At 63.4% G+C, this 17,406-nt stretch carries 21 protein-coding genes; 13 read left to right on the top strand and 8 right to left on the bottom strand.

Translation table 11 applies throughout. The annotated features are described in order from the left end of the window. Positions 1 to 585: 585 nt before the first annotated feature. The 7 genes from HDA44_RS28745 to HDA44_RS28715 form a co-directional block, all read right to left on the bottom strand. Positions 586 to 903, bottom strand: coding sequence for a recombinase family protein (locus HDA44_RS28745; RefSeq protein ID WP_184839678.1), 318 nt, complete (start codon positions 901 to 903; stop codon positions 586 to 588). Then, positions 900 to 1,073, bottom strand: a complete 174-nt coding sequence (locus HDA44_RS28740) for a hypothetical protein (protein WP_184839676.1) — start codon at positions 1,071 to 1,073, stop codon at positions 900 to 902. Before HDA44_RS28740 ends, HDA44_RS28745 begins: the two co-directional genes overlap by 4 nt. 219 nt (positions 1,074 to 1,292) lie before the next feature. Continuing rightward, positions 1,293 to 2,489 carry a helix-turn-helix domain-containing protein gene (locus HDA44_RS28735; protein WP_184839674.1) on the bottom strand — a complete coding sequence of 399 codons (1,197 nt, stop codon included), beginning with the start codon at positions 2,487 to 2,489 and terminating at the stop codon, positions 1,293 to 1,295. 61 nt (positions 2,490 to 2,550) lie between these two features. Then, positions 2,551 to 3,222, bottom strand: a complete 672-nt coding sequence (locus HDA44_RS28730; RefSeq protein ID WP_184839673.1) for a hypothetical protein — start codon at positions 3,220 to 3,222, stop codon at positions 2,551 to 2,553. Between the two features lie 174 nt (positions 3,223 to 3,396). Beyond that, positions 3,397 to 4,662 (bottom strand): hypothetical protein, encoded by a 1,266-nt coding sequence (locus HDA44_RS28725; RefSeq protein ID WP_184839671.1) that lies wholly within the window; start codon positions 4,660 to 4,662, stop codon positions 3,397 to 3,399. 228 nt (positions 4,663 to 4,890) lie between these two features. Next, on the bottom strand, positions 4,891 to 5,403 hold the full coding sequence (locus HDA44_RS28720; protein WP_184839669.1) for a GNAT family N-acetyltransferase: 513 nt from the start codon (positions 5,401 to 5,403) through the stop codon (positions 4,891 to 4,893). Beyond that, the gene (locus tag HDA44_RS28715; protein ID WP_184839667.1) at positions 5,400 to 6,188 is read right to left on the bottom strand and encodes a GntR family transcriptional regulator; all 789 of its coding nucleotides are present in this window, start codon (positions 6,186 to 6,188) and stop codon (positions 5,400 to 5,402) included. The genes HDA44_RS28720 and HDA44_RS28715 overlap by 4 nt, the downstream gene beginning before the upstream one ends. A 131-nt stretch (positions 6,189 to 6,319) precedes the next feature. Between HDA44_RS28715 and HDA44_RS28710 the strand changes: the two genes are divergently transcribed. From HDA44_RS28710 to HDA44_RS28675, 8 genes are read left to right on the top strand one after another with little or no spacing between them, the layout of a single operon-like run. Next, on the top strand, positions 6,320 to 6,769 hold the full coding sequence (locus HDA44_RS28710) for a plasmid replication, integration and excision activator (RefSeq protein WP_184839665.1): 450 nt from the start codon (positions 6,320 to 6,322) through the stop codon (positions 6,767 to 6,769). A gap of 2 nt (positions 6,770 to 6,771) precedes the next feature. Continuing rightward, on the top strand, positions 6,772 to 7,041 hold the full coding sequence (locus HDA44_RS28705) for a hypothetical protein (protein WP_184839663.1): 270 nt from the start codon (positions 6,772 to 6,774) through the stop codon (positions 7,039 to 7,041). After that, positions 7,041 to 7,286 carry a hypothetical protein gene (locus HDA44_RS28700; protein WP_184839661.1) on the top strand — a complete coding sequence of 82 codons (246 nt, stop codon included), beginning with the start codon at positions 7,041 to 7,043 and terminating at the stop codon, positions 7,284 to 7,286. The genes HDA44_RS28705 and HDA44_RS28700 overlap by 1 nt, the downstream gene beginning before the upstream one ends. Positions 7,287 to 7,291: 5 nt before the next feature. Further along, complete coding sequence (locus HDA44_RS28695; RefSeq protein ID WP_184839659.1) at positions 7,292 to 8,848, top strand: FtsK/SpoIIIE domain-containing protein; 1,557 nt, start codon at positions 7,292 to 7,294, stop codon at positions 8,846 to 8,848. After that, positions 8,845 to 9,243 carry a WhiB family transcriptional regulator gene (locus HDA44_RS28690; protein ID WP_184839657.1) on the top strand — a complete coding sequence of 133 codons (399 nt, stop codon included), beginning with the start codon at positions 8,845 to 8,847 and terminating at the stop codon, positions 9,241 to 9,243. The genes HDA44_RS28695 and HDA44_RS28690 overlap by 4 nt, the downstream gene beginning before the upstream one ends. Next, complete coding sequence (locus HDA44_RS28685; protein ID WP_184839655.1) at positions 9,240 to 10,874, top strand: replication initiator; 1,635 nt, start codon at positions 9,240 to 9,242, stop codon at positions 10,872 to 10,874. The genes HDA44_RS28690 and HDA44_RS28685 overlap by 4 nt, the downstream gene beginning before the upstream one ends. Before the next feature lie 13 nt (positions 10,875 to 10,887). Then, a complete protein-coding gene (locus tag HDA44_RS28680; RefSeq protein WP_184839653.1) occupies positions 10,888 to 11,070 on the top strand; it encodes a helix-turn-helix domain-containing protein in 183 nt (60 codons plus the stop codon). A 23-nt stretch (positions 11,071 to 11,093) separates the two neighbouring features. Next, positions 11,094 to 12,329, top strand: coding sequence for a tyrosine-type recombinase/integrase (locus HDA44_RS28675; RefSeq protein WP_184839651.1), 1,236 nt, complete (start codon positions 11,094 to 11,096; stop codon positions 12,327 to 12,329). A gap of 232 nt (positions 12,330 to 12,561) precedes the next feature. Here the strand turns inward: HDA44_RS28675 and HDA44_RS28670 are convergent, their stop codons facing one another. Beyond that, a complete protein-coding gene (locus HDA44_RS28670; RefSeq protein ID WP_184839649.1) occupies positions 12,562 to 13,743 on the bottom strand; it encodes a tyrosine-type recombinase/integrase in 1,182 nt (393 codons plus the stop codon). 300 nt (positions 13,744 to 14,043) lie between these two features. Between HDA44_RS28670 and HDA44_RS28665 the strand changes: the two genes are divergently transcribed. The 5 genes from HDA44_RS28665 to HDA44_RS28645 all read left to right on the top strand — a co-directional run bounded on the left by HDA44_RS28665 (position 14,044) and on the right by HDA44_RS28645 (position 17,175). Next, positions 14,044 to 14,229 carry a helix-turn-helix transcriptional regulator gene (locus tag HDA44_RS28665; protein ID WP_184839647.1) on the top strand — a complete coding sequence of 62 codons (186 nt, stop codon included), beginning with the start codon at positions 14,044 to 14,046 and terminating at the stop codon, positions 14,227 to 14,229. Beyond that, positions 14,226 to 14,549, top strand: a complete 324-nt coding sequence (locus HDA44_RS28660) for a hypothetical protein (RefSeq protein WP_184839644.1) — start codon at positions 14,226 to 14,228, stop codon at positions 14,547 to 14,549. Before HDA44_RS28665 ends, HDA44_RS28660 begins: the two co-directional genes overlap by 4 nt. Further along, the gene (locus tag HDA44_RS28655) at positions 14,546 to 14,740 is read left to right on the top strand and encodes a hypothetical protein (RefSeq protein WP_184839642.1); all 195 of its coding nucleotides are present in this window, start codon (positions 14,546 to 14,548) and stop codon (positions 14,738 to 14,740) included. Before HDA44_RS28660 ends, HDA44_RS28655 begins: the two co-directional genes overlap by 4 nt. Positions 14,741 to 15,034: 294 nt before the next feature. Continuing rightward, the gene (locus HDA44_RS28650; RefSeq protein ID WP_184839640.1) at positions 15,035 to 16,708 is read left to right on the top strand and encodes an AAA family ATPase; all 1,674 of its coding nucleotides are present in this window, start codon (positions 15,035 to 15,037) and stop codon (positions 16,706 to 16,708) included. A 194-nt stretch (positions 16,709 to 16,902) separates the two neighbouring features. Next, positions 16,903 to 17,175: a hypothetical protein gene (locus HDA44_RS28645; protein WP_184839638.1), complete on the top strand. Its 273-nt coding sequence runs from the start codon at positions 16,903 to 16,905 to the stop codon at positions 17,173 to 17,175. Positions 17,176 to 17,406: the final 231 nt, after the last annotated feature.

Raw genomic sequence — 17,406 nt, 5'->3', positions numbered from 1 at the left:
CAAACCGCCGGCCTTAGCCCGATCGCCACATCGGGCCTGTTGGTGGAGTGAGCGGTTCGGGGATCGGCAGTACGCAGATGGTGCGCGCGGCGGAGGGCGTCGGCCGGCAGGTCGTAAGCCCGGGGCGCGCTGCGCGCCGCTTGCGGCGCGCCTTGATGCTTAAGAGGTCAATCCGGCAGACGGTGCGCTGAGGTGGCCGTATGGGCTGGCCGTGGGGTGCAGATCCTGCCCCGGATGAAGGCTCGGTGGTACAGCCGGGGCCACCACCACAGCAAGTGGACCTGCCGGGGTCCTACTTGGCCCAGCCGGTGCCATTGCAGGCTGGGCAGGGTTCGTGTTCGGGGACGGTTATTACCTTGCCGTTCTTGATGCGGGTTTTCTGGATGACCTTCCACGACGTGCCGTTGCAGGCGGGGCAGGGCTGTCGCGATGGCCGGGTGGGCTTCGGCATCGCTGGTCCGTTCGGGTCTGGGCGTGACCGCGCCCCTGGCTCGGGAGGAGTTGAGGAGGGGTGACCGAGGCAGGGGCGCGGAGTGGAAGGCAGGGTTGACGCGGACACAGGGATCGGCACGCCAACCCCGCCGCTCAGGTGGTGCCGGTAGGAATGACTCGCCCGGCCGTGAGGAGCTGGAGGTGGTTCTTGACCTCCACGGGGTGACCGATTCCAGCGAAGTGATGGAGGCTCGGGACCAGAACCGTCGTGATGTCCTCGGCGGTCAGTTGCGTGACCATCGCGTTGAACGCGCTACGGCCCGACGTGCGGTCTTCGACATGGACTCTGTCGAGGTCGTAGCCCCATTCGTCAGCGAAGCGCGCCATGCTCTCGCGCACTCTGGTCACCTCGGACTCGGTGATCAGCAGGTTCGCGTTCACGTACGCGACGGCCGGCGCCTTCCCGGTCACTGTTCCGTCTCCGCGGGATCGTTCGTGATTCGCAGAGTCCTGTGCTGGCGCCGCATCAGCTCTTCGAAGCGGGCCGCTGCCGCCGGTTCGGAGATGTGGTCGATGACCTTGTGCTCACCGAGCCAAACGCGGACCCGGCGTTTCGGCTGTTCCGTGGTCGGCGTGCTCATAAGGCGTTCCCGCGTGTGCGGCGCAGCAGGCCGAGGAGGACGCCGTCCAAGGCGACACCAGCAAGTACGAGGAACCAGAACGCCGTAACCATGATCAACACCCGTTGTCGTTGAGGACGAAGCAAGCGCTTCGGTAGCGGCATCGATGCGCTACGTGATCAATCGTGTCGGCGGGTGAAGACGGCAACTTTCACAGCTTGTGAAAGGGCGGACGGCTTGTCAGAGACCGATCCAGGCGGCGTACCGGGTAAGGGCCTCGGACGGATGCCGCGATGTGGACAGCAGATCCATCACCACGCCCCGTACGTGCGGGTGCCGGCGGGCTTGTCCGGGCGCAACCTGACGGGCGGTGTGCAGATGCCGCAACGCGTGATCAGGAAGATTCAGGCGCTGGTACGCGCGCGCAAGGTCGAAGTGGTGATGCCCAATCCGCGTCGGCAGCCAGCCGCGGGGGAACTGGATGAACTCGCCCAAGTGGATGGCGTGCGAGTAGTCGCCCAGCTCAATCATCGTGATGACCCGGTGCGCGGCGACGTTGGTCGGACCGAACCCGAACCAGAATGTCTCCAGATCCTCACCGGTACGACTCGCGAAGCGCTCGGCCTCGTCAAGGTAGTCGCGAACCGTCGACGCATCCCCCGTCCGCGCCGCAAGGACAGCGGCGCCCAAGTAGAGCTGACCAGAGGCGATCAACGCCCCCGGCGTTCGCGCGTCCGTCCCCTCAAGGTGAGCCCTGCCGGCAGCGTTCAGATTCCAGCACGTCTCATAGTCGCGTTTGCGCAGATACGCCGTGACCCGCAAGTACTCACGAGCTGCACGCAAGGCGGGCGCTCGATCTCCGGCCTGTCCGGCAGCCCAGTCCATTCGATTCAGCGCGGTCAAGGACAGATCCGGATAACCCGCCGCGATCCCCACCGTGTGCGCACATCGATACGCTTCGGCGAGCAAACCCCACGCGTCGGCGCGATCGGCACCCGTCCAGGTGTTCGCCGCCGCATGCAGCTCGGCGTACAGGCCCGGGAGCACCGGCACCATCGATTCGTACCGCGCCGCCTGGCCCACGATGTTGGCGCCGCGCACGGCTTCCCGAAGGACATGCAACGGCCGGGGCGTGATCGACTCGTCAGGCTCCAAGTCGTACAGGTCGAGCTGCGTACGTACGCGACTCAGCATCTTTCCCAACCGCTGATCCTGCGTCGTTTCAGGCAACGAATCGTCCAGCAGTACAGCGACCTCGACGCCGAGCGCCCGGGCACAGGCCGCCAGAAATCCCTCTGTTGCCGGCCGACTGCCGCTCTCGACCTTGGTCAGCAGGCTGTACGAGACATTCGCCAGCGTCGCCAGACCGTGCTGAGTGAGCTGCCGGTGCTTGCGAAGCAGGGCGATCCTCGTGCCCACGCGCGCCCCATCGTCCATGACCATATTGTGCCGGGCGCGCGGGATCTCACAGCTAGTGATTGCGAGTCGGGTCCACGAACTATCGGGGGTCGACTTCGTCTCGCTGCGCGCTGATCTTCTGGATCAGCCTCTCTTCAACCTTCTTGAGGCCGCCCCGGGCTTCCGATCCGATCTGGAGTCGGGCTGTGTCCAGGGCATCCCGAACCTCACGGCGAATCTGCCTTTCTGGCATTCCAGCGCATTCAGCGCGCACGCGATCCGCCAGAGCCACTAGATCCTTTGGAAGGCGCTCGCTCCGCGAGATATCCGTCAACAGTGGAAGGCTGTCTCGCATGTCCTTCTCGATCTGACTCCGGAGCGGCCCAAGCCGCAGAAATTCGGTTAGGAAATCAGGACTCAATGCTGGCGATCTAGGCGCATCCGGACCGAGACGGATGCTTAATTCTTTCGCGAGGGAGAAAGCGGTTCTATCCAAGGTGACCCACCACGACCTATACCCCATAGGAGATGCAAGTTCTTGACGCCGAAGCTGCATCACCCCCACGCAGTTCTCGACATCGTGCGCAACCAGGCGTTGCCTTGTCAACGCATCAAGCTCGTCTTTATCACTTGCCCGCCGCTTCTCGTGAACCTCGTTCCAGACTTCTTGAACCGCAGCCCGGAGCTGTAGCGGCGCACCATCCGAAAGGTCCGTCAGATCGCGATGTCGTATGCCAAAATCTTCCCTCAGCAAGTCCCGCACATCATCCATTGGTCTCACTTGGCCACGAAATCCATTGAGCCACGCCGAAAATTCAAGCCTTGAACGACCGGTCGACGCATACACCGAATAGAGGAACGGAACCGAAGCCGACCTCCAGTCATTTGCGCCAACCCGAGAGAAGGTGAGGCATTTATTGATATGTCGCTCAACTTCTTCGATGACTCAATCGGTTACATAAAGCCTTAAACCAGCATCCAGTGCAGCCCGCAAGAGCACCGTGTAATGACGCGCCTGACGGTCGAGTAGCAGAGTCTCTGCTAGCAGCGGGAGTATAACCGTGGTATCTAGCCACAGATCTCCTTCCGAGAATATTTTTACTACGACCTTCTGCACATCTGGGGTCTCTCGGAGAAACGCAAACAGAGTATAGGCGTCGGCCAACCGGCGAAGATGTCTCTGAGTTGATTCAGACGGCTGATCGAGGACCTGACAAACGATCTCCACTGCCTGAGCCTGGGTCAGTCTGTCGAGTGAACCAGCCTTCGCGTCTGCCGCAGCTGAGAAGATCTCGCCAGCCTCGATCTGTTGGACCTCGCCGGTGGCAACGGCGCTCGCGAAGCCCTCCCCTCGCCGCACTAGCACGTTCTCGATTGCATGGCGCAGGTCCTTAGCTGCTTGCTGGGCATACTGATCACCAGCCTCGACATCAAGAGTGGCTTCAGCGATAGCAGCCCGAATTTCATCTTCAAGACTCTGTTCATCGAGAAGAAATTGCGACACATTCTGCCGGAGATGCAGATTCTCGGCATGCGACAGACAATAGTCATCCGTGGAGCGATGATGATTCACAGGGCCATGCTTGTTTGAGAGCCGACTGAGCGCACTGCGAGTAAGAGCCCGCACTTGAGTCGGATTGCCAGCTCCGAGAAGGCTGATTATGCTGCCTTCAATTTCCGACGCCTTCGCACGGTGGTCGGTGTCGGTATCGTGGAGTTGCGCGAGCACCAGCGATTCGAAACAGCTCTTCGTCAGACCCTTACCAGTCGCCTTGTCGCGATTGTCTAACGTGAGATGCAGCAGGGCCAGCTTGGCATCCTGCCGTTCAAGAGCTGGGGCGACAACGACGCCGATACCTCGGCGACTAAGCAAGGGGTCAACGAACTGCTGCGATAGCTCCTCGGCCGCCGTCTGCCTTTGTGGGTGAGAAAGCTCGCGCTCGGTAAACCACGAGCGGTCATGAATGTCGAGGTGGATACCATGTCCAACGCGCAATTCAGTGCGCAAGCCATCTGCCTTTGCACCAATATCTTGATTGGTTGCATACAGCAGGCGCCGCACGCCTGGCATCGTTTCCGAGATGCGCCCAACGGTTGCCCGAACCTTGGCCGCCCAATCTTGTGCAACTGAGTATTGAACTGCAACCTCGGGCTCTTCATCGGGAATGTATAGCTCGCCATCGCGCCCACGGTCACCACTCATCGTCGCCATGGTTCGGAGACTCGGGAATTCCACTGATAGATACTCTGCTGCGAATCTCTCGAACACTTGCCAGTCACCTGCAGTGAGCTGCTCAAGTGCGAGGGTGAGACGTGGCGATGGCATGCACGTAACCATAGAGCCCCGGAAAGGATTCGCCAATGCTGCCAGCCGCATGTCTGGAATTGACAACACACAGACGTTCGTTCAAGTGAATGCGTCAAACGCGCCACGCGTGCCTTAAGTACGCGAGTCAACGGCGCGCTGGAACAACGCGCCTGATGGGTAGTCCGCGAGATCCAACGTGCGGACATGTTTGAAGCCGTTGTGGAGGTAGTAGTTGTGGAGGCCGGTGTTGTCGGTCCACACATCGATGCGCAGCCAGTGGAGGCCGAGGCGGTGGGCTCGGTGGCAGGCCCAGTCCATGATCTCGGTGCCCAGGCCGGCGTGCTTGCGGCGGACGATCAGGCGATGCATGTACATCGCCGGGTCAGCCTGCTCCTCGGGAGTCCAGAGGCGCGGGTCCGAGAAGGTGTCCAGTGCGACCGTGGCCATGGTGGCTTCGTTCTCGTCACGAACCATCCAGGTCTCACCAGCCTCGATGCTGGCGAGGATGCGGCGGTTCTGCTCCTCCGGGGTCGGCCACGCGACGGCCCATTGGTCGATGCCGCGTTCGGCCAGCCAGCCGCTCGCCTCCGAGCGAAGCGTGAGGATGACACCCAGGTCGCTGGCGTCGGCGCGCTCGATGATCATGCTTCGGCGTCCTCTTGCGCCAGGTACGCCCGCATGTCGCCGAGTTCGTAGATGACGCGGTTGCGGTCACTGGCGAAGGTGGTCAGCGTCAGACGAAGCGGACGCTTGTCACTGTAGGTCGTACGCGCGTACACGATGACCGGCGTACCCGAACCGAGCTGAAGTTTGCGGGCCTCGTCCGGCGTCGGCATCCGTGCCGTGATCTCGTCCCGGTAGCCGATCTCCTCATAGCCAACCTTGGCCATCGCCCGAATCGCACCACCCGGGACGTCGTTCGGGACAAGAAGCCCGGCCTGCTGGGCAATGTCCATCGGGTAGTAGCTGGCCTGAATGCTGAGCGGCTGGTTGTCGGCGTAGCGAACGAAGCCGCGGGAGACCAACGCATCCCCCTCGGTCACCTGCAGCCGGTTGGAGAAGTCGGGGCCGGCCACTTCAAGACTCATCGCAAAGTCGCGGTACTCGGCATGCCGCCCTTGCTCCGCCATCTCGGACTGGAACGCGTCGGCCTGGTCGCTGGCGCGACGATCGCGGGACTCGGCCCACGTGGCGTGATAGTCGGCCATGATCCGCTCGCGCACGATCGTGCCGCGCCCCGGCGTACTGGTGACCATGCCTTCGTTCTGAAGCATGCCGAGCGCCAGCCGGACGGTGTTCCGGGACACGTCGTGCGAAGCCATCAGGTCTTGCTCGGTCGGCAGACGTTCGCCCGCCTTGATCTTGCCGGTACGGATCTGCTCGCGCAGCTCGGCCGCGATGCGCTGGTACAGGGGTGCTGACTGTGCCATTCGAGGGAACCTCCTGGTTCGTACCAACCAATGGTCCCATTTCCCTTGACTTCGCGGCAACCCGTTGGTAAATATTGGTCTCGTACCAAAGGTTGGTACGAATCCAATGAAGGGACCAAAGCATCATGGGTATGCCGAGAAGGATCATGGTCGAGTTCGGCGACACGTTCCCGCACGGTCTGTTCGCGGTCTCGGAGGTCACTGCGGCCCGGGACTTCGAGAAGTCCACCAAGACCAACCCGGTGCAGACGATCGACGAGGACTCCGGCTTGCCGGTCTGGACCCTCGACGTGATGGACGGCGACCCGGAGGCGCGCAAGGCGGACCGGACGTTCACGATCCGCATCATCACCAAGGTTCAGCCGGTGCTGCCGCCAGCTCTCCCCGGTCTGCCGTTCACGGCGATCGAACTGCAGGGCATGACCGCCGCGCCGTGGGTCGACACCCGGAGCTGCTCGGCTCCGGACGAGGGCCGTTCGCACCGGTGCCGGGCGCGGCAGGGCTGGAGCTTCCGGTGCATGGGCATCCGGGCGCCGAAGAACATGCCCGGCTCAGGCGCGACCGAGCAGAAGGCGGCCTAGTCATGACCGTCGCGGAGAGCGTTGACCCCGGTCAGTACCTCGCGTACCAGAACGGCCGCGCGGCCTTCCTGTTGAGCGAGCTGCTGACCGGCGATCCGAGCAAGTTCGTTCGCTTCGAGGCGCGTACTTGGCTCAACCAGCATCAGGCGTGGCTGTCCGACTCCGACGAGGAACGGGACGCCTGGGAAGACGGCTACGAAGACGACGAGGAGGAAGAGGTCCCGGCCGATCGCGAGGTCAACCGGGTCCTCTACTCCGAAGGATGGCTGTGATGACCCCGTGGCGTCAGGCCGCGCCGGGGGAACTCTGCACCTGCGGGCGGCAGGCACGGGAGGTCTTCGTTCGTGCGGACGGCGACGAGATCGGCTATTGCGGCGTCCCGGACGGCGGCTCGAAGTCGGGTCCGTGCCCGTTCTGCGGCAAGCGCCGGCACTCCCCCGGCCCGTGCCCGCGGTACACACTCCGGCTCCCGGCCGATCCGGTGACGTGCGATGACCCGCGACCGAACGGCGGCTGATCGACATGGCGAAGATCAAGGGCAAAGAGGTCGGGTCGGGGCCGGTGAACTTCCGGTCTCCCTCGGTCGCGATCCGGCTCAAGTGGGTGGTTCTCTGGTACTCCCTGCGGGCAATCATCCGCGCGCTCGGTTGGGTGATCCGGCGTCCGGCACTCGTCGTCGTACCGCTGCTAGGACTCAAGGCGTACCAGCTCTGGACCGGCGGCGACGCATGGTTGGTCATTGCGACTGCGGCTGTACCGGCGACCGGCCTAGCTGGCTGGCGCTGGCAATGGCCCGACTCCTTCGCGCAGCGAGTCGTCTGGCGGATTCGTGGGTCACGGCGACGCTTCATGGAATACCGGACCCGCTGGGACACGACGATGCGGGCGCTGAACCTGACTGTTCGCCTGGACGATCGGACCTACGTACCCCGGATCATCAATGTCCGGTCGTCCGGCACGGTCGATCAGGTCACCGTGCGGTTGCTGCCGGGACAGATCCTGACCGACTACGCCGAGCACTCCGAGCGGTTGGCTCGTACCTTCGGCGCTGAGGACTGCCGGGTTCGCTCGGCCGCCTCGATGATCCCGGCATGGTGGCCGGGAGGTACTGAGGGTTGGATGGCTCGCTTGTTCGGCTGGGCGTTGCCTCGGCGGAGCGATCGGCTGGTCTTGTGGTTCCTGACCAACGACCCCCTACGGGAGATCGTCACACCGATCCCGGCCGCCGATCCGCCGAACCTTCAGGCACTCGAAGTAGCGCGCCGCGAGGACGGCCTGATGTTCCGCCTTCGGTTGCTCTACACACATCTGCTGGTGGCTGGTGCGACCGGTGCCGGTAAGGGCTCGGTGCTCTGGTCGATCATCGCGGCGCTCGCCCCTGGTATCCGGTCGGGACTCGTCCAGCTCTGGGTCCTCGATCCCAAGGGCGGCATGGAACTCGCTCTCGGCCGGCGGTTGTTCCACCGGTTCTGCTACGGCTCCGATCCCTCGATGGATGGCGCGAGCGATGCTGAGTATGAGGAGGCATTCGCCACCCTGCTTGAAGATCTGGTGGCGATCATGCGTCGGCGCCAGGGCAAGCTTCGCGGATTCTCACGCCTCCTCAAGCCGAGCCGAGATGAACCGTTCATCGTCCTGATCGCGGATGAGCTGGCATCGCTGACCGCGTACGTCACCGACCCGGCGATGAAGAAGCGGATAGCCAAGGCGTTCTCGCTGTTGCTGTCGCAGGGTCGGGCCGTTGGCATCACCGTCGTTGGCGCTCTGCAAGACCCGCGCAAGGAGGTACTTCCGTTCCGCGATCTCTTCCCGACCCGGCTCGCGCTGCGAATGGCTGAGGCCGAACAGGTTCGTTTGGTCCTCGCTGATGGTGCCCGCGAGCGGGGAGCGCGCTGCGACAAGATCCCCGAAACCCTGCCCGGCGTCGGCTACGTGGCCGTCGACGGTGAGACCGAGCCCATTCGCGTCCGGTTCTCCCACATCACCGACGAAGACATCGCTGATCTCGTGAACACCTACGCGCCGGACCTCATCGGCGCGACCGAACCCGTCCTCACCCCGGAAGGAGTAGCAGCATGACCGCACGGCGGCAGGTACGTGGGCAACTCCTCCTCCCCTTGGTGCCGGGACTCTCCAGGAAGTCGCGAGCCTCGCTCGTGCAGCGGATCAACGTTGGTTGGCAGGACAAGGCCTACTGCGCCGGCTACCTCGACACGGACGACTTCTACCCCGACGACGAAACCGCACGCGACATCCGGCGTACGACCGATCCCAAGGACATGTGCGCCTTCTGCCCGGTCGTCCAGTCCTGCCTTGCTGCCGCGATCGTCGCCGACGAACAAGGCGTGTGGGGCCGTACGACGGAGGCCGAGCGCGACGCCATCCGCGAAAAACTTGCCTTCGGCATCGATGTTGACAGCGCACTGAGCGTCGTTCTCGACGGCCCGGCCGCGCTCTGGAGGACGGCAGCATGAACCCCACCGCACGGGCCACCCTCGACCGGTTCCCGCTGGACGTTGTCCGGGACCTGGCCGTGACCAACGGCGTCTGCGTACGTCCGGTGCTCAACAGGGTGTTCGACACCCAGACCGGCACCGACCGAGTAGTCGGGGTGTCGTGCGGTTCCACGCTGGTCAGCAAGTGCCCGCCCTGCGCAGAGGCGAACCGTCGTCTACGCATGCAGCAATGCCGCGAGGGCTGGCACCGCGACACCGAACCCGAAGCGCCGGTAGATGATTTGCCTGTTGATGGTGAGCCGGAGGCTGATGATCCGGACGCCACCCGCCGGGTCCGTTCGACCCGACGACGCCAGGACGCGGCCGACCTCCCGAAGGTCGCCATGGACAAGCGCACAGTGGGAACGACCTTCACCGCTCCGAACGGCAAGATCTACCGGCCGTCGATGTTCATCACGCTCACGCTTGGCTCGTACGGCGCAACGCATCGACTCCCGCATCACGTCCAAGGCAAGGGGCTGGTGCCGTGTGAGTGCGGAGTCTTCCACGGTCGGACCTCGCCGCTGCTGTCGACTCCGGTCGACCCAGACACGTACAACTACCGCCGGGCCGCACTCGACGCCCTGCACTTCCCGAAGCTCATCGACCGATTCATCCAGAACCTTCGCCGGTGCGCGGGATACAAGGCGCAGTACTTCGCCGTGGTCGAACCACAGAAGCGTCTCGCGCCTCACCTACACGCCGCGGTACGAGGCACCGTCGCACGCGACACGGTCCGCGAGGTCGCAAAGGCGACGTACCACCAAGTGTGGTGGCCGGACCATCGGCGGCCCGTCTACGGCTGTGCGTCGAACTCAGAGCTGCCGGTGTGGGACGAGCTGGCCAGCGCCTTCGTGGACCCGTCGACCGGCGCCCTTCTCCCGACCTGGGATCAAGCTCTCGATGACCTCGACGCCGACCCAGCCGCACAGCCCGCACACGTCGTACGGCTCGGCACACAGCTCGACTACCAAGGCATCATCGCCGACACCGACGCCAAGGTCGGCAAGGCCATCGGCTACCTGACGAAGTACCTCGGCAAAGCGATCGGCGAAACGTACGGCGACGACCCGACCGAACTTCATCCGGCCCAGCGCGCCCACATCAACCGCCTGCACGCCCACGTACGCGTCTTGCCCTGCTCGCCGGAGTGCGCCAACTGGCTCCGCTACGGCGTGACCCCGAAGAACGCAGGCGGCAACACCATCCCCGGCGAATGCGACTCCAAAGCCCACGACCGCGAACATCTCGGGCTCGGCGGTCGACGCGTCCTCGTATCCCGCGGCTGGACCGGCAAGACCCTCACCCAACACCGCGCCGACCGCTCCGAAGTCATCCGCCAAACCCTCGCCGCCGCCGGCGTCGAGATGGACGACCAGAACGAGCTGGCCACCCACACCGACACGCCCCGCTTCATCTGGAAACCGATCCGCCCAGGCGAAGAGGGACCGCGACACATCCCAACGCACAAAGAGGTTCTCGCCGCCGCGATCGCCACCCGCATCCGCTGGCGCACCCAGTACGAACAAGCCAAACAACGCACCAACCCACCCGGCGACCCGCCGCACCACAGCAATTCGGCAACTGACACCGCCGCGTCTGCGGCCTGAACGAGGGATCACCATGCCAGACATCAAGCTTCTGTACCGCGTTCCTGAAGTGGCCGAGGCGCTCGGCGTCAGCAGGGCGAAGGTCTACCAGCTCATTCAGTCCGGCGCATTGCAGTCGGTCAAGATCGACAGCTCCAGACTGATCCGATCCGCCGATCTCATGGAGTTCGTCGCCGACCTGGACCGGGCCGCCTAATGGGGAAGCTCAAGGACGGCGTCATGAAGCGCGGCAAGACCTGGTCGTACGTCATCCGGGTCATGAATCCCGACACCGGCATCAGCAAGCCCAAGTGGGTCGGAGGCTTTGCGAGCGAGGACGAGGCCAAAGAAGCCCGCGACGACGCGAGACGTGCAGCGCGACGAGGGGAGTACGTCGACCGTTCGGCAATCACAGTGAAGGAGTACCTCGGCGACTGGCTCGATGCTCACGCCCTGGAGACCAAACCCCGGACGTTGGCCGGCTATCGCTGGCTCATGCGCCAGTACGTAGAACCCCGGATCGGAAACCAGCGTCTCCAGGCGATCCGGCCAACTACCTTGACCAAGCTCTATCAGGATCTCCTCAAGGGCGGCCGGGCCGACGGCAAGCCACTGTCGAGGGCGACCGTGGACAAGGTGCACGCCGTGCTGCGGAAGGCATTCAATGACGCTGTGAAGTTCGAGGGCGTTCTGACGACCAACCCGGCGGACCGCGCCAAGCGTCCCCGTCGTACCGCTCGACCGTCCGTCGAGGTCTGGACGGCCGATGAGCTTCGCCTCTTCCTCGGGCTGATGGCTAACCACCGGCTCGGGACCTTCTACCGGCTGGCGGCGTATACAGGCGCTCGGCGTGGGGAACTGCTCAACCTGCGGTGGGCTGATGTCGACTGGAAAGCGCCAGCGGTCCGAATTCGCGGCTCAGTCGGCATCGTGGAAGGCGAGCGAGTCGAGGGCACAACCAAGGGCGGCCGGGAACGAACTGTCAGCATCGATCCTGGCACCGTGAGGGAACTCAAGGCGCACCGACGACGCCAGATGGCGGACCAAGCCAAGGTCGGAGAGGCGTGGCCTGACTCCGGGTACGTGTTCACGACGGGCCTTGGAGACCCGATCTACCCCGACACAGTCACTCAGCTCATGGGCAAGGTCATCCGGGCATACAACGCGCCTGACTCGGAGGAGGCTCCGGCCAAACCACTCCCCCATGCACGGCTCCACGACCTGCGGCACGTGCATGCGACGTTGCTTCTCATCGCTGGCGTGCCGGTGCATGTGGTGGCTGAGCGGCTGGGCCACGCCGACCCGGCGATCACGCTCCGGATCTATGCCCACGTGATCCGGACCCACGCGGCCGGGGTCGCCGGCATCTTCGCCGCTGCGGCTGCGAAGTCGGAGCCTGCTAACGCCGAGGCGGACGAAGAGGACGAGACAGACGAGGACGAGGGACCGGAGGCATCCGCGCTGGTGCCCTGTTAGCAAGGGCGTTAGCAAACTCGCACCATGAGCCGCACCACGAGACAGCCGAGACATGCAGAACCCCAGGTCATCAGTGCGCTGACCTGGGGTTTCTCCGTCTACCGGAGTGGAGCCGCCTGTCGGAATCGAACCGACGACCTTCTCATTACGAGGGTAGTAACCGCACCTAAACTTAGTTGCCGATAGCACGTAATATCGGTCGATTTACGCCTAGATCCGGGGACCTGATGCATCAGGCGGCGGCCGATCCTGCCGATATTCCTGGCCTGGGCTGTGTAAAACGCGTGCGCACGTTTTCTGTCATCGCGGCGGCCATCAGATCGGTTCCGCGCTTGCGTCGGTTGGCCAGGACTCGCCCGTAGATGTCGAACGTCGTAGAGCCCTTCTCGTGGCCGATGCGCTCCTGCACGTCGAGGATGTCCAGGCCCATCGACAACATGAGCGTGACGGCCGTGTGGCGCAGCTGACGCATGTTGACGCCGCGTCCGTCGAGGCCCGCCCTGGAGATCGCACCGGGGATGACCTTGCCCTTGATCGTGCGGTCCTTCAGGAGCCTGGCGAAGTTCGATCGCAACGGCGTCGTGCCGCCCTCTGTAACGAACATCAACCCATCCGGCCCGGACCCACACAGCCCGTGGATGATGTGCCACCGCGCCATGATGGCGGCCGGTCGCGGCAACGGCACGACGCGGGTAGCGGCATCGGTCTTGCCACCGGCACGCCTCTCGACGCGACCTGACACCTCCGTAGCTGTCTCGCGCCCGACGTACACGACCCCGTTCTCGAAGTCGAAGTCCTTTACCCGCAGGCCCATCGCCTCCGACCATCGCCAACCGAGCCAGCCGGACAGGTAGATGAGCGCCTTCCAACGCTTCGGCATCTCGGACACCAGCGCCAGCAACTCGTCGGCGTCCAGAACGTCAGCTGTCGTAACGCGCTTGGTTGGCGTCTTGGGTGCCTTGGTAGACGCGGCGGGGTTAGTACGGATCAGGCCCTCGCGTACGGCGTCGTTCAGGCAGTGCTTGAACTGCTGCAGGGCACCAGCTGCCGTATGCGGGCCTGCGGCAATCGAGTTGACCCAGGCGTCCACATCGAGCGGCCGGATGCGCGACAGGGGAACGTCGGCCCAGCGGGGCATGATGTGGACCTTCGCCTGACTGGCCTCGGTGACGCGTCGGTTGGTCGAGACCTTGCGGGCAGCCACCCAGCGCTCGTGGAAGTCGCGGAACAACGTCTTGCCCAGCTTGGGGTCGATGTAGTCACCCTCGGCCAGTTGGACCTCAACCTTGTTGGCGAACGTGTATGCGTCGGACTTGCGGTCAAACGACTTGGCGCGCTGCCTGCCCGTGTCGTCCCGATAGCGCACCACGTAGGACGTGCGCCGGGTACCTGATCGGGTCTCGATGCTTGCCATGACTATCTCCAATCTCGTGTAACGGAGCAGGAGCTTCGCTCTGTCGGCGGCGAGCAGGCAAGGCGTAGCACATCAGATCAACGTGCTATCGGCTTGTTTTCAAGGCGTTAGTCGTCCATCAGTCCTCGCAGTTCGATGCACCTACGGGACACCTAAGCGACGGTTGGACCTCCGTCAGTCCTGTACGCCTGGCGGAGCCGATAGTTGCCTAGGGCCAATGAATGACGGATCGGCCGACCGGCACCTAGCGTTCCATCCACCCGGCAACACGGGACACAAACGGAACGCTAGGAGCAACCCATGACGATCCACGAGGAGCGCGATCTGATCAGCGCGCCCGAGCTAGCTGCATACCTGGATGTGCACATCAAGACGCTTCGCAACTGGCGGCGAGACGGCAAAGGACCGGACTTCATCCGCATCGGCGGACGGGTCTTCTACAGCAGGCCCGTCGTGCAGGCCTGGATCGAAGCCAACAAGTCATGACACTCGACCTTGGAGGCCGCGAGGCCGAGGTCCTGGGGCGTGTCCTTGAGCGCTTCGACCAGACGGATGGCGGTCATTGGATCTGGAACAGCTACGTCAATACCGGTGGCAATCCGGTGCTCATGATCGGCAAGGGCGACGGGCAGAAAGGTGTTAAGACGCTCCAGGTTCGACGGATTGTCTTCGAGATGCTCAATCGAGAGCTGCAGCCGGACGAGCTGGTGTGGCGGACCTGCCGGGAGCAACTTTGCGTCGCATCCGCACACCTCAAGGCGATGACGCTCGTCGAGTACTACGACCAGCTGAGGAGCACGAAATGAACACCAAGCCGAAGCGCAATGTCCTGCCGGAGCCAGGCAGCGACGAGTTCATCAGGGCATACCGAAGGATGAAGCGCCAAGAGGCGAGCCTGGACTTCGTCGTCATGTGGTTGATGACGACAACCTGCATCATGACCGCCATCGTCGCGCTCTGGATGCTGCTGATCGTTGCGGCCAGCAAGGGGGCGTGACGTGGCGATCGCAAGAAGTCAGAACGAGCTGGCAGCCGAGATGGACGAGGTACTCGCGGAGCCGCCACCCAGTAGGGACACGAGAGACGACTACCGAAGGGGTCGAATCACGTTCCTAGCATGGGTTTCAGCCTTCGCCGCTGACGAGTGCTTCCACTGCGGCGAGGACATCAAGCCGCACGAGCGCCCGTTCGTCTGGGCCGGTCACCCCTTCAAGTTCCACCTCACCCTGCACCAGCGGTGCCTGCGCGAATGGCTGCCCAAGGTCCAGGCCGACCTCGAAAGGTGCACTGAATGACCGCCGACCCAGACGACCTGCCAGAGGACGACCCGACTGTCGGCCCACCCGTCGACTGGCTGGCTAACATCCGTGCGCTCGCGGCGAAGAACGGCGTGCAGGTCCGACCACAGCAACCCGCGTTCACACCTGCGCCTACGCCGGTGTCACCTCCGATGCCTGCCGTACCGACGCCAAACGTGGGCCTGGAGGATCTGGGCCAGCCGGTAGTCAACACGCAGGCGGCGATGACCTATGCGGCCAACGCTCTGGCTAGTGAGATTGGAGTCCTACTCGGAACGACCGAGGGGCAGCGCAATCACCAGCTGAATGTGTCCGCCATGAAGCTCGGCCAGCTTGTTGCGGGGGGCAACCTGAACGAAGCGCAAGTACGTGCCGAGTTGACGCAGGCAGCCCTCAAGATCGGCCTGACGCCATACGAGACGAAGCAGACAATCGACTCGGGGATCAAGAAGGGTCTCACCGAGCCGAGGTCGCCTGAGCCGGTCTACACGTTCATCGCTCCGACGCCGCCTGTGATGTTGCCTACGGCTCCAGTCATACCACCAGTGCAACCGCCGGCCAGCTCGCCTGCATCGGAGCCACCGGCAACAGCTGACCTCTACGAGCTGCAGGTCGAACATGACCTGAAGATCGAACTGCGGCGGCGAGACGTGCGGCGCAGGGCAAGCCGGATTGAGTCGAGTGCCCTGTTCACGCCGCCTGCCTTCGCGGATGATCTGGCCGCCGAGCTAGACGAGCCGGATCCAGACATCGAGTGGACGATCGAGAACCTGCACAGCGTCGGCGGCAATACGACGATCACCGCAGGCTTCAAGGTCGGCAAGACCACCTTCATGATGAACCTCGTCCGTGCACTAGCGGACGGCACGCCGTTTCTAGGAACGCACGAGGTACGCAAGCTCGACGGTCGTATCGCGTTCTGGAACCACGAAGTAGAAGCCGTGCAGATGCGGCGGAACCTTCGCGAGATCAACATCCACAAACCCGACCGCGTCTGGCACGTGCCATTGAGAGGGCACCACCTCGACCTCATGGACGATGCCGCGTACACGTGGGCAGTCGCGGAGATGCGGAAGCGCGAGATTGAGGCCTGGATCCTCGACCCCTTCTCCGGCGCGTTCTACGGCGACGAGAACTCCAACAGCGACATCAACGCCTTCACCAAACGCCTGGACGAGTTCAAGCGCGAAGCGGGCATAGCGGATCTGTTCATGCCGGTACACACGGGCAGGTACGTAGAGGAGGGCAACGAACGGGCACGCGGTGGAGCGAAGCTCGATGACTGGACCGACAACCGCTGGGTGCTAGCGAAGCACGCCGACAGCGGCGACCGGTACTTCAGAGCCGAGGGCCGACGCGTCGAGCAGGAGGAGCGCGAGCTCAAGTTCGACAGGCCGACGCAGACACTGACGTATAGCCCGTTCACCGGCACGAGGAAGACCAAGGCGACCAGCACGCTACAAAGCGCGGTCCTGGCCTACGTCACCGCTAATCCGGGGTGCACGCAGAACCAAATCACAGGTGCGATTACCGGCCAGAAAGCGGACATTCGAGCAGTCATCAAGAAGCTAATCAATGACTTCGACCTCGAAACCCGCTCTGGAAAGAACAATGCAACTCATCACTTCATCCAGGGATCACCCGAGGCGATGTCGTGGACAGGCTAGTGGGTCTAGTGGGTCCGACGTACGTAGACCCACTCAGTGGGTCTAGTGGGTCTCGGTGGGTCTAGACACACCGTGGTGTGTGGTGGGTCCCGCCCTTAAGGGACCACCACCACCACCACTACCACCAGGAACCGGGATCGGGGATTAGACCCACCCGAGCGACCATATGAACGAACCGAACGCAGGAGCTAGATATGAGTATCACTAAGAACAAATGCACCATCATCCTGGCTGGTTATGCAGTAGTAGCTACCGTCGTCGGCACCATCCTGCTAGTTCAACCTCGCACACCGCAGCCGTGCCTGGATGCACTTGACTCAGCTGACAGCGGATTCGCCATGGCTGCCGGTGCGGTGTCATCTGCCAGGAGGTTGGATGCGTATGGAGTGACCTACTACGCAGGGCAGATCAACCAGCTCGCACCTACCTACAACGAGCAGAAGGCGGCGTGCCGCGATGCCAAGTAAAGCCTGGGTCAATGGCAGTACGCGTGCATGGAGGGAGCTGCGTGCGTTCGTACTGGATAGGGACAACCACCAATGCCAGCTCAAGATTCCAGGTACATGGACCACGAAGGCAGGCACGATGCAGTGCACTGTCGTTGCAACTCATGTGCATCACCTCGACGGCACAAAGAACGGCATCATCGTGCCGCCCGATAGGCTCATTGCCTCGTGCAAAGAATGCAATCTCAAAGT

Source organism: Kribbella solani, from assembly GCF_014205295.1.
Lineage (GTDB): Bacteria > Actinomycetota > Actinomycetes > Propionibacteriales > Kribbellaceae > Kribbella > Kribbella solani.
This window is presented reverse-complemented; position numbering and strand designations above follow the sequence as displayed.

Bases quoted from the DNA above. Each gene is read 5' to 3' on its own strand.
- HDA44_RS28740 (WP_184839676.1), bottom strand. From the start codon at position 1,073: ATGAGCACGCCGACCACGGAACAGCCGAAACGCCGGGTCCGCGTTTGG.
- HDA44_RS28735 (WP_184839674.1), bottom strand. From the start codon at position 2,489: ATGGACGATGGGGCGCGCGTGGGCACGAGGATCGCCCTGCTTCGCAAG.
- HDA44_RS28730 (WP_184839673.1), bottom strand. From the start codon at position 3,222: ATGGATGATGTGCGGGACTTGCTGAGGGAAGATTTTGGCATACGACAT.
- HDA44_RS28725 (WP_184839671.1), bottom strand. From the start codon at position 4,662: ATGGCGACGATGAGTGGTGACCGTGGGCGCGATGGCGAGCTATACATT.
- HDA44_RS28720 (WP_184839669.1), bottom strand. From the start codon at position 5,403: ATGATCATCGAGCGCGCCGACGCCAGCGACCTGGGTGTCATCCTCACG.
- HDA44_RS28715 (WP_184839667.1), bottom strand. From the start codon at position 6,188: ATGGCACAGTCAGCACCCCTGTACCAGCGCATCGCGGCCGAGCTGCGC.
- HDA44_RS28710 (WP_184839665.1), top strand. From the start codon at position 6,320: ATGCCGAGAAGGATCATGGTCGAGTTCGGCGACACGTTCCCGCACGGT.
- HDA44_RS28705 (WP_184839663.1), top strand. From the start codon at position 6,772: ATGACCGTCGCGGAGAGCGTTGACCCCGGTCAGTACCTCGCGTACCAG.
- HDA44_RS28700 (WP_184839661.1), top strand. From the start codon at position 7,041: ATGACCCCGTGGCGTCAGGCCGCGCCGGGGGAACTCTGCACCTGCGGG.
- HDA44_RS28695 (WP_184839659.1), top strand. From the start codon at position 7,292: ATGGCGAAGATCAAGGGCAAAGAGGTCGGGTCGGGGCCGGTGAACTTC.
- HDA44_RS28690 (WP_184839657.1), top strand. From the start codon at position 8,845: ATGACCGCACGGCGGCAGGTACGTGGGCAACTCCTCCTCCCCTTGGTG.
- HDA44_RS28685 (WP_184839655.1), top strand. From the start codon at position 9,240: ATGAACCCCACCGCACGGGCCACCCTCGACCGGTTCCCGCTGGACGTT.
- HDA44_RS28680 (WP_184839653.1), top strand. From the start codon at position 10,888: ATGCCAGACATCAAGCTTCTGTACCGCGTTCCTGAAGTGGCCGAGGCG.
- HDA44_RS28675 (WP_184839651.1), top strand. From the start codon at position 11,094: ATGAAGCGCGGCAAGACCTGGTCGTACGTCATCCGGGTCATGAATCCC.
- HDA44_RS28670 (WP_184839649.1), bottom strand. From the start codon at position 13,743: ATGGCAAGCATCGAGACCCGATCAGGTACCCGGCGCACGTCCTACGTG.
- HDA44_RS28665 (WP_184839647.1), top strand. From the start codon at position 14,044: ATGACGATCCACGAGGAGCGCGATCTGATCAGCGCGCCCGAGCTAGCT.
- HDA44_RS28660 (WP_184839644.1), top strand. From the start codon at position 14,226: ATGACACTCGACCTTGGAGGCCGCGAGGCCGAGGTCCTGGGGCGTGTC.
- HDA44_RS28655 (WP_184839642.1), top strand. From the start codon at position 14,546: ATGAACACCAAGCCGAAGCGCAATGTCCTGCCGGAGCCAGGCAGCGAC.
- HDA44_RS28650 (WP_184839640.1), top strand. From the start codon at position 15,035: ATGACCGCCGACCCAGACGACCTGCCAGAGGACGACCCGACTGTCGGC.
- HDA44_RS28645 (WP_184839638.1), top strand. From the start codon at position 16,903: ATGAGTATCACTAAGAACAAATGCACCATCATCCTGGCTGGTTATGCA.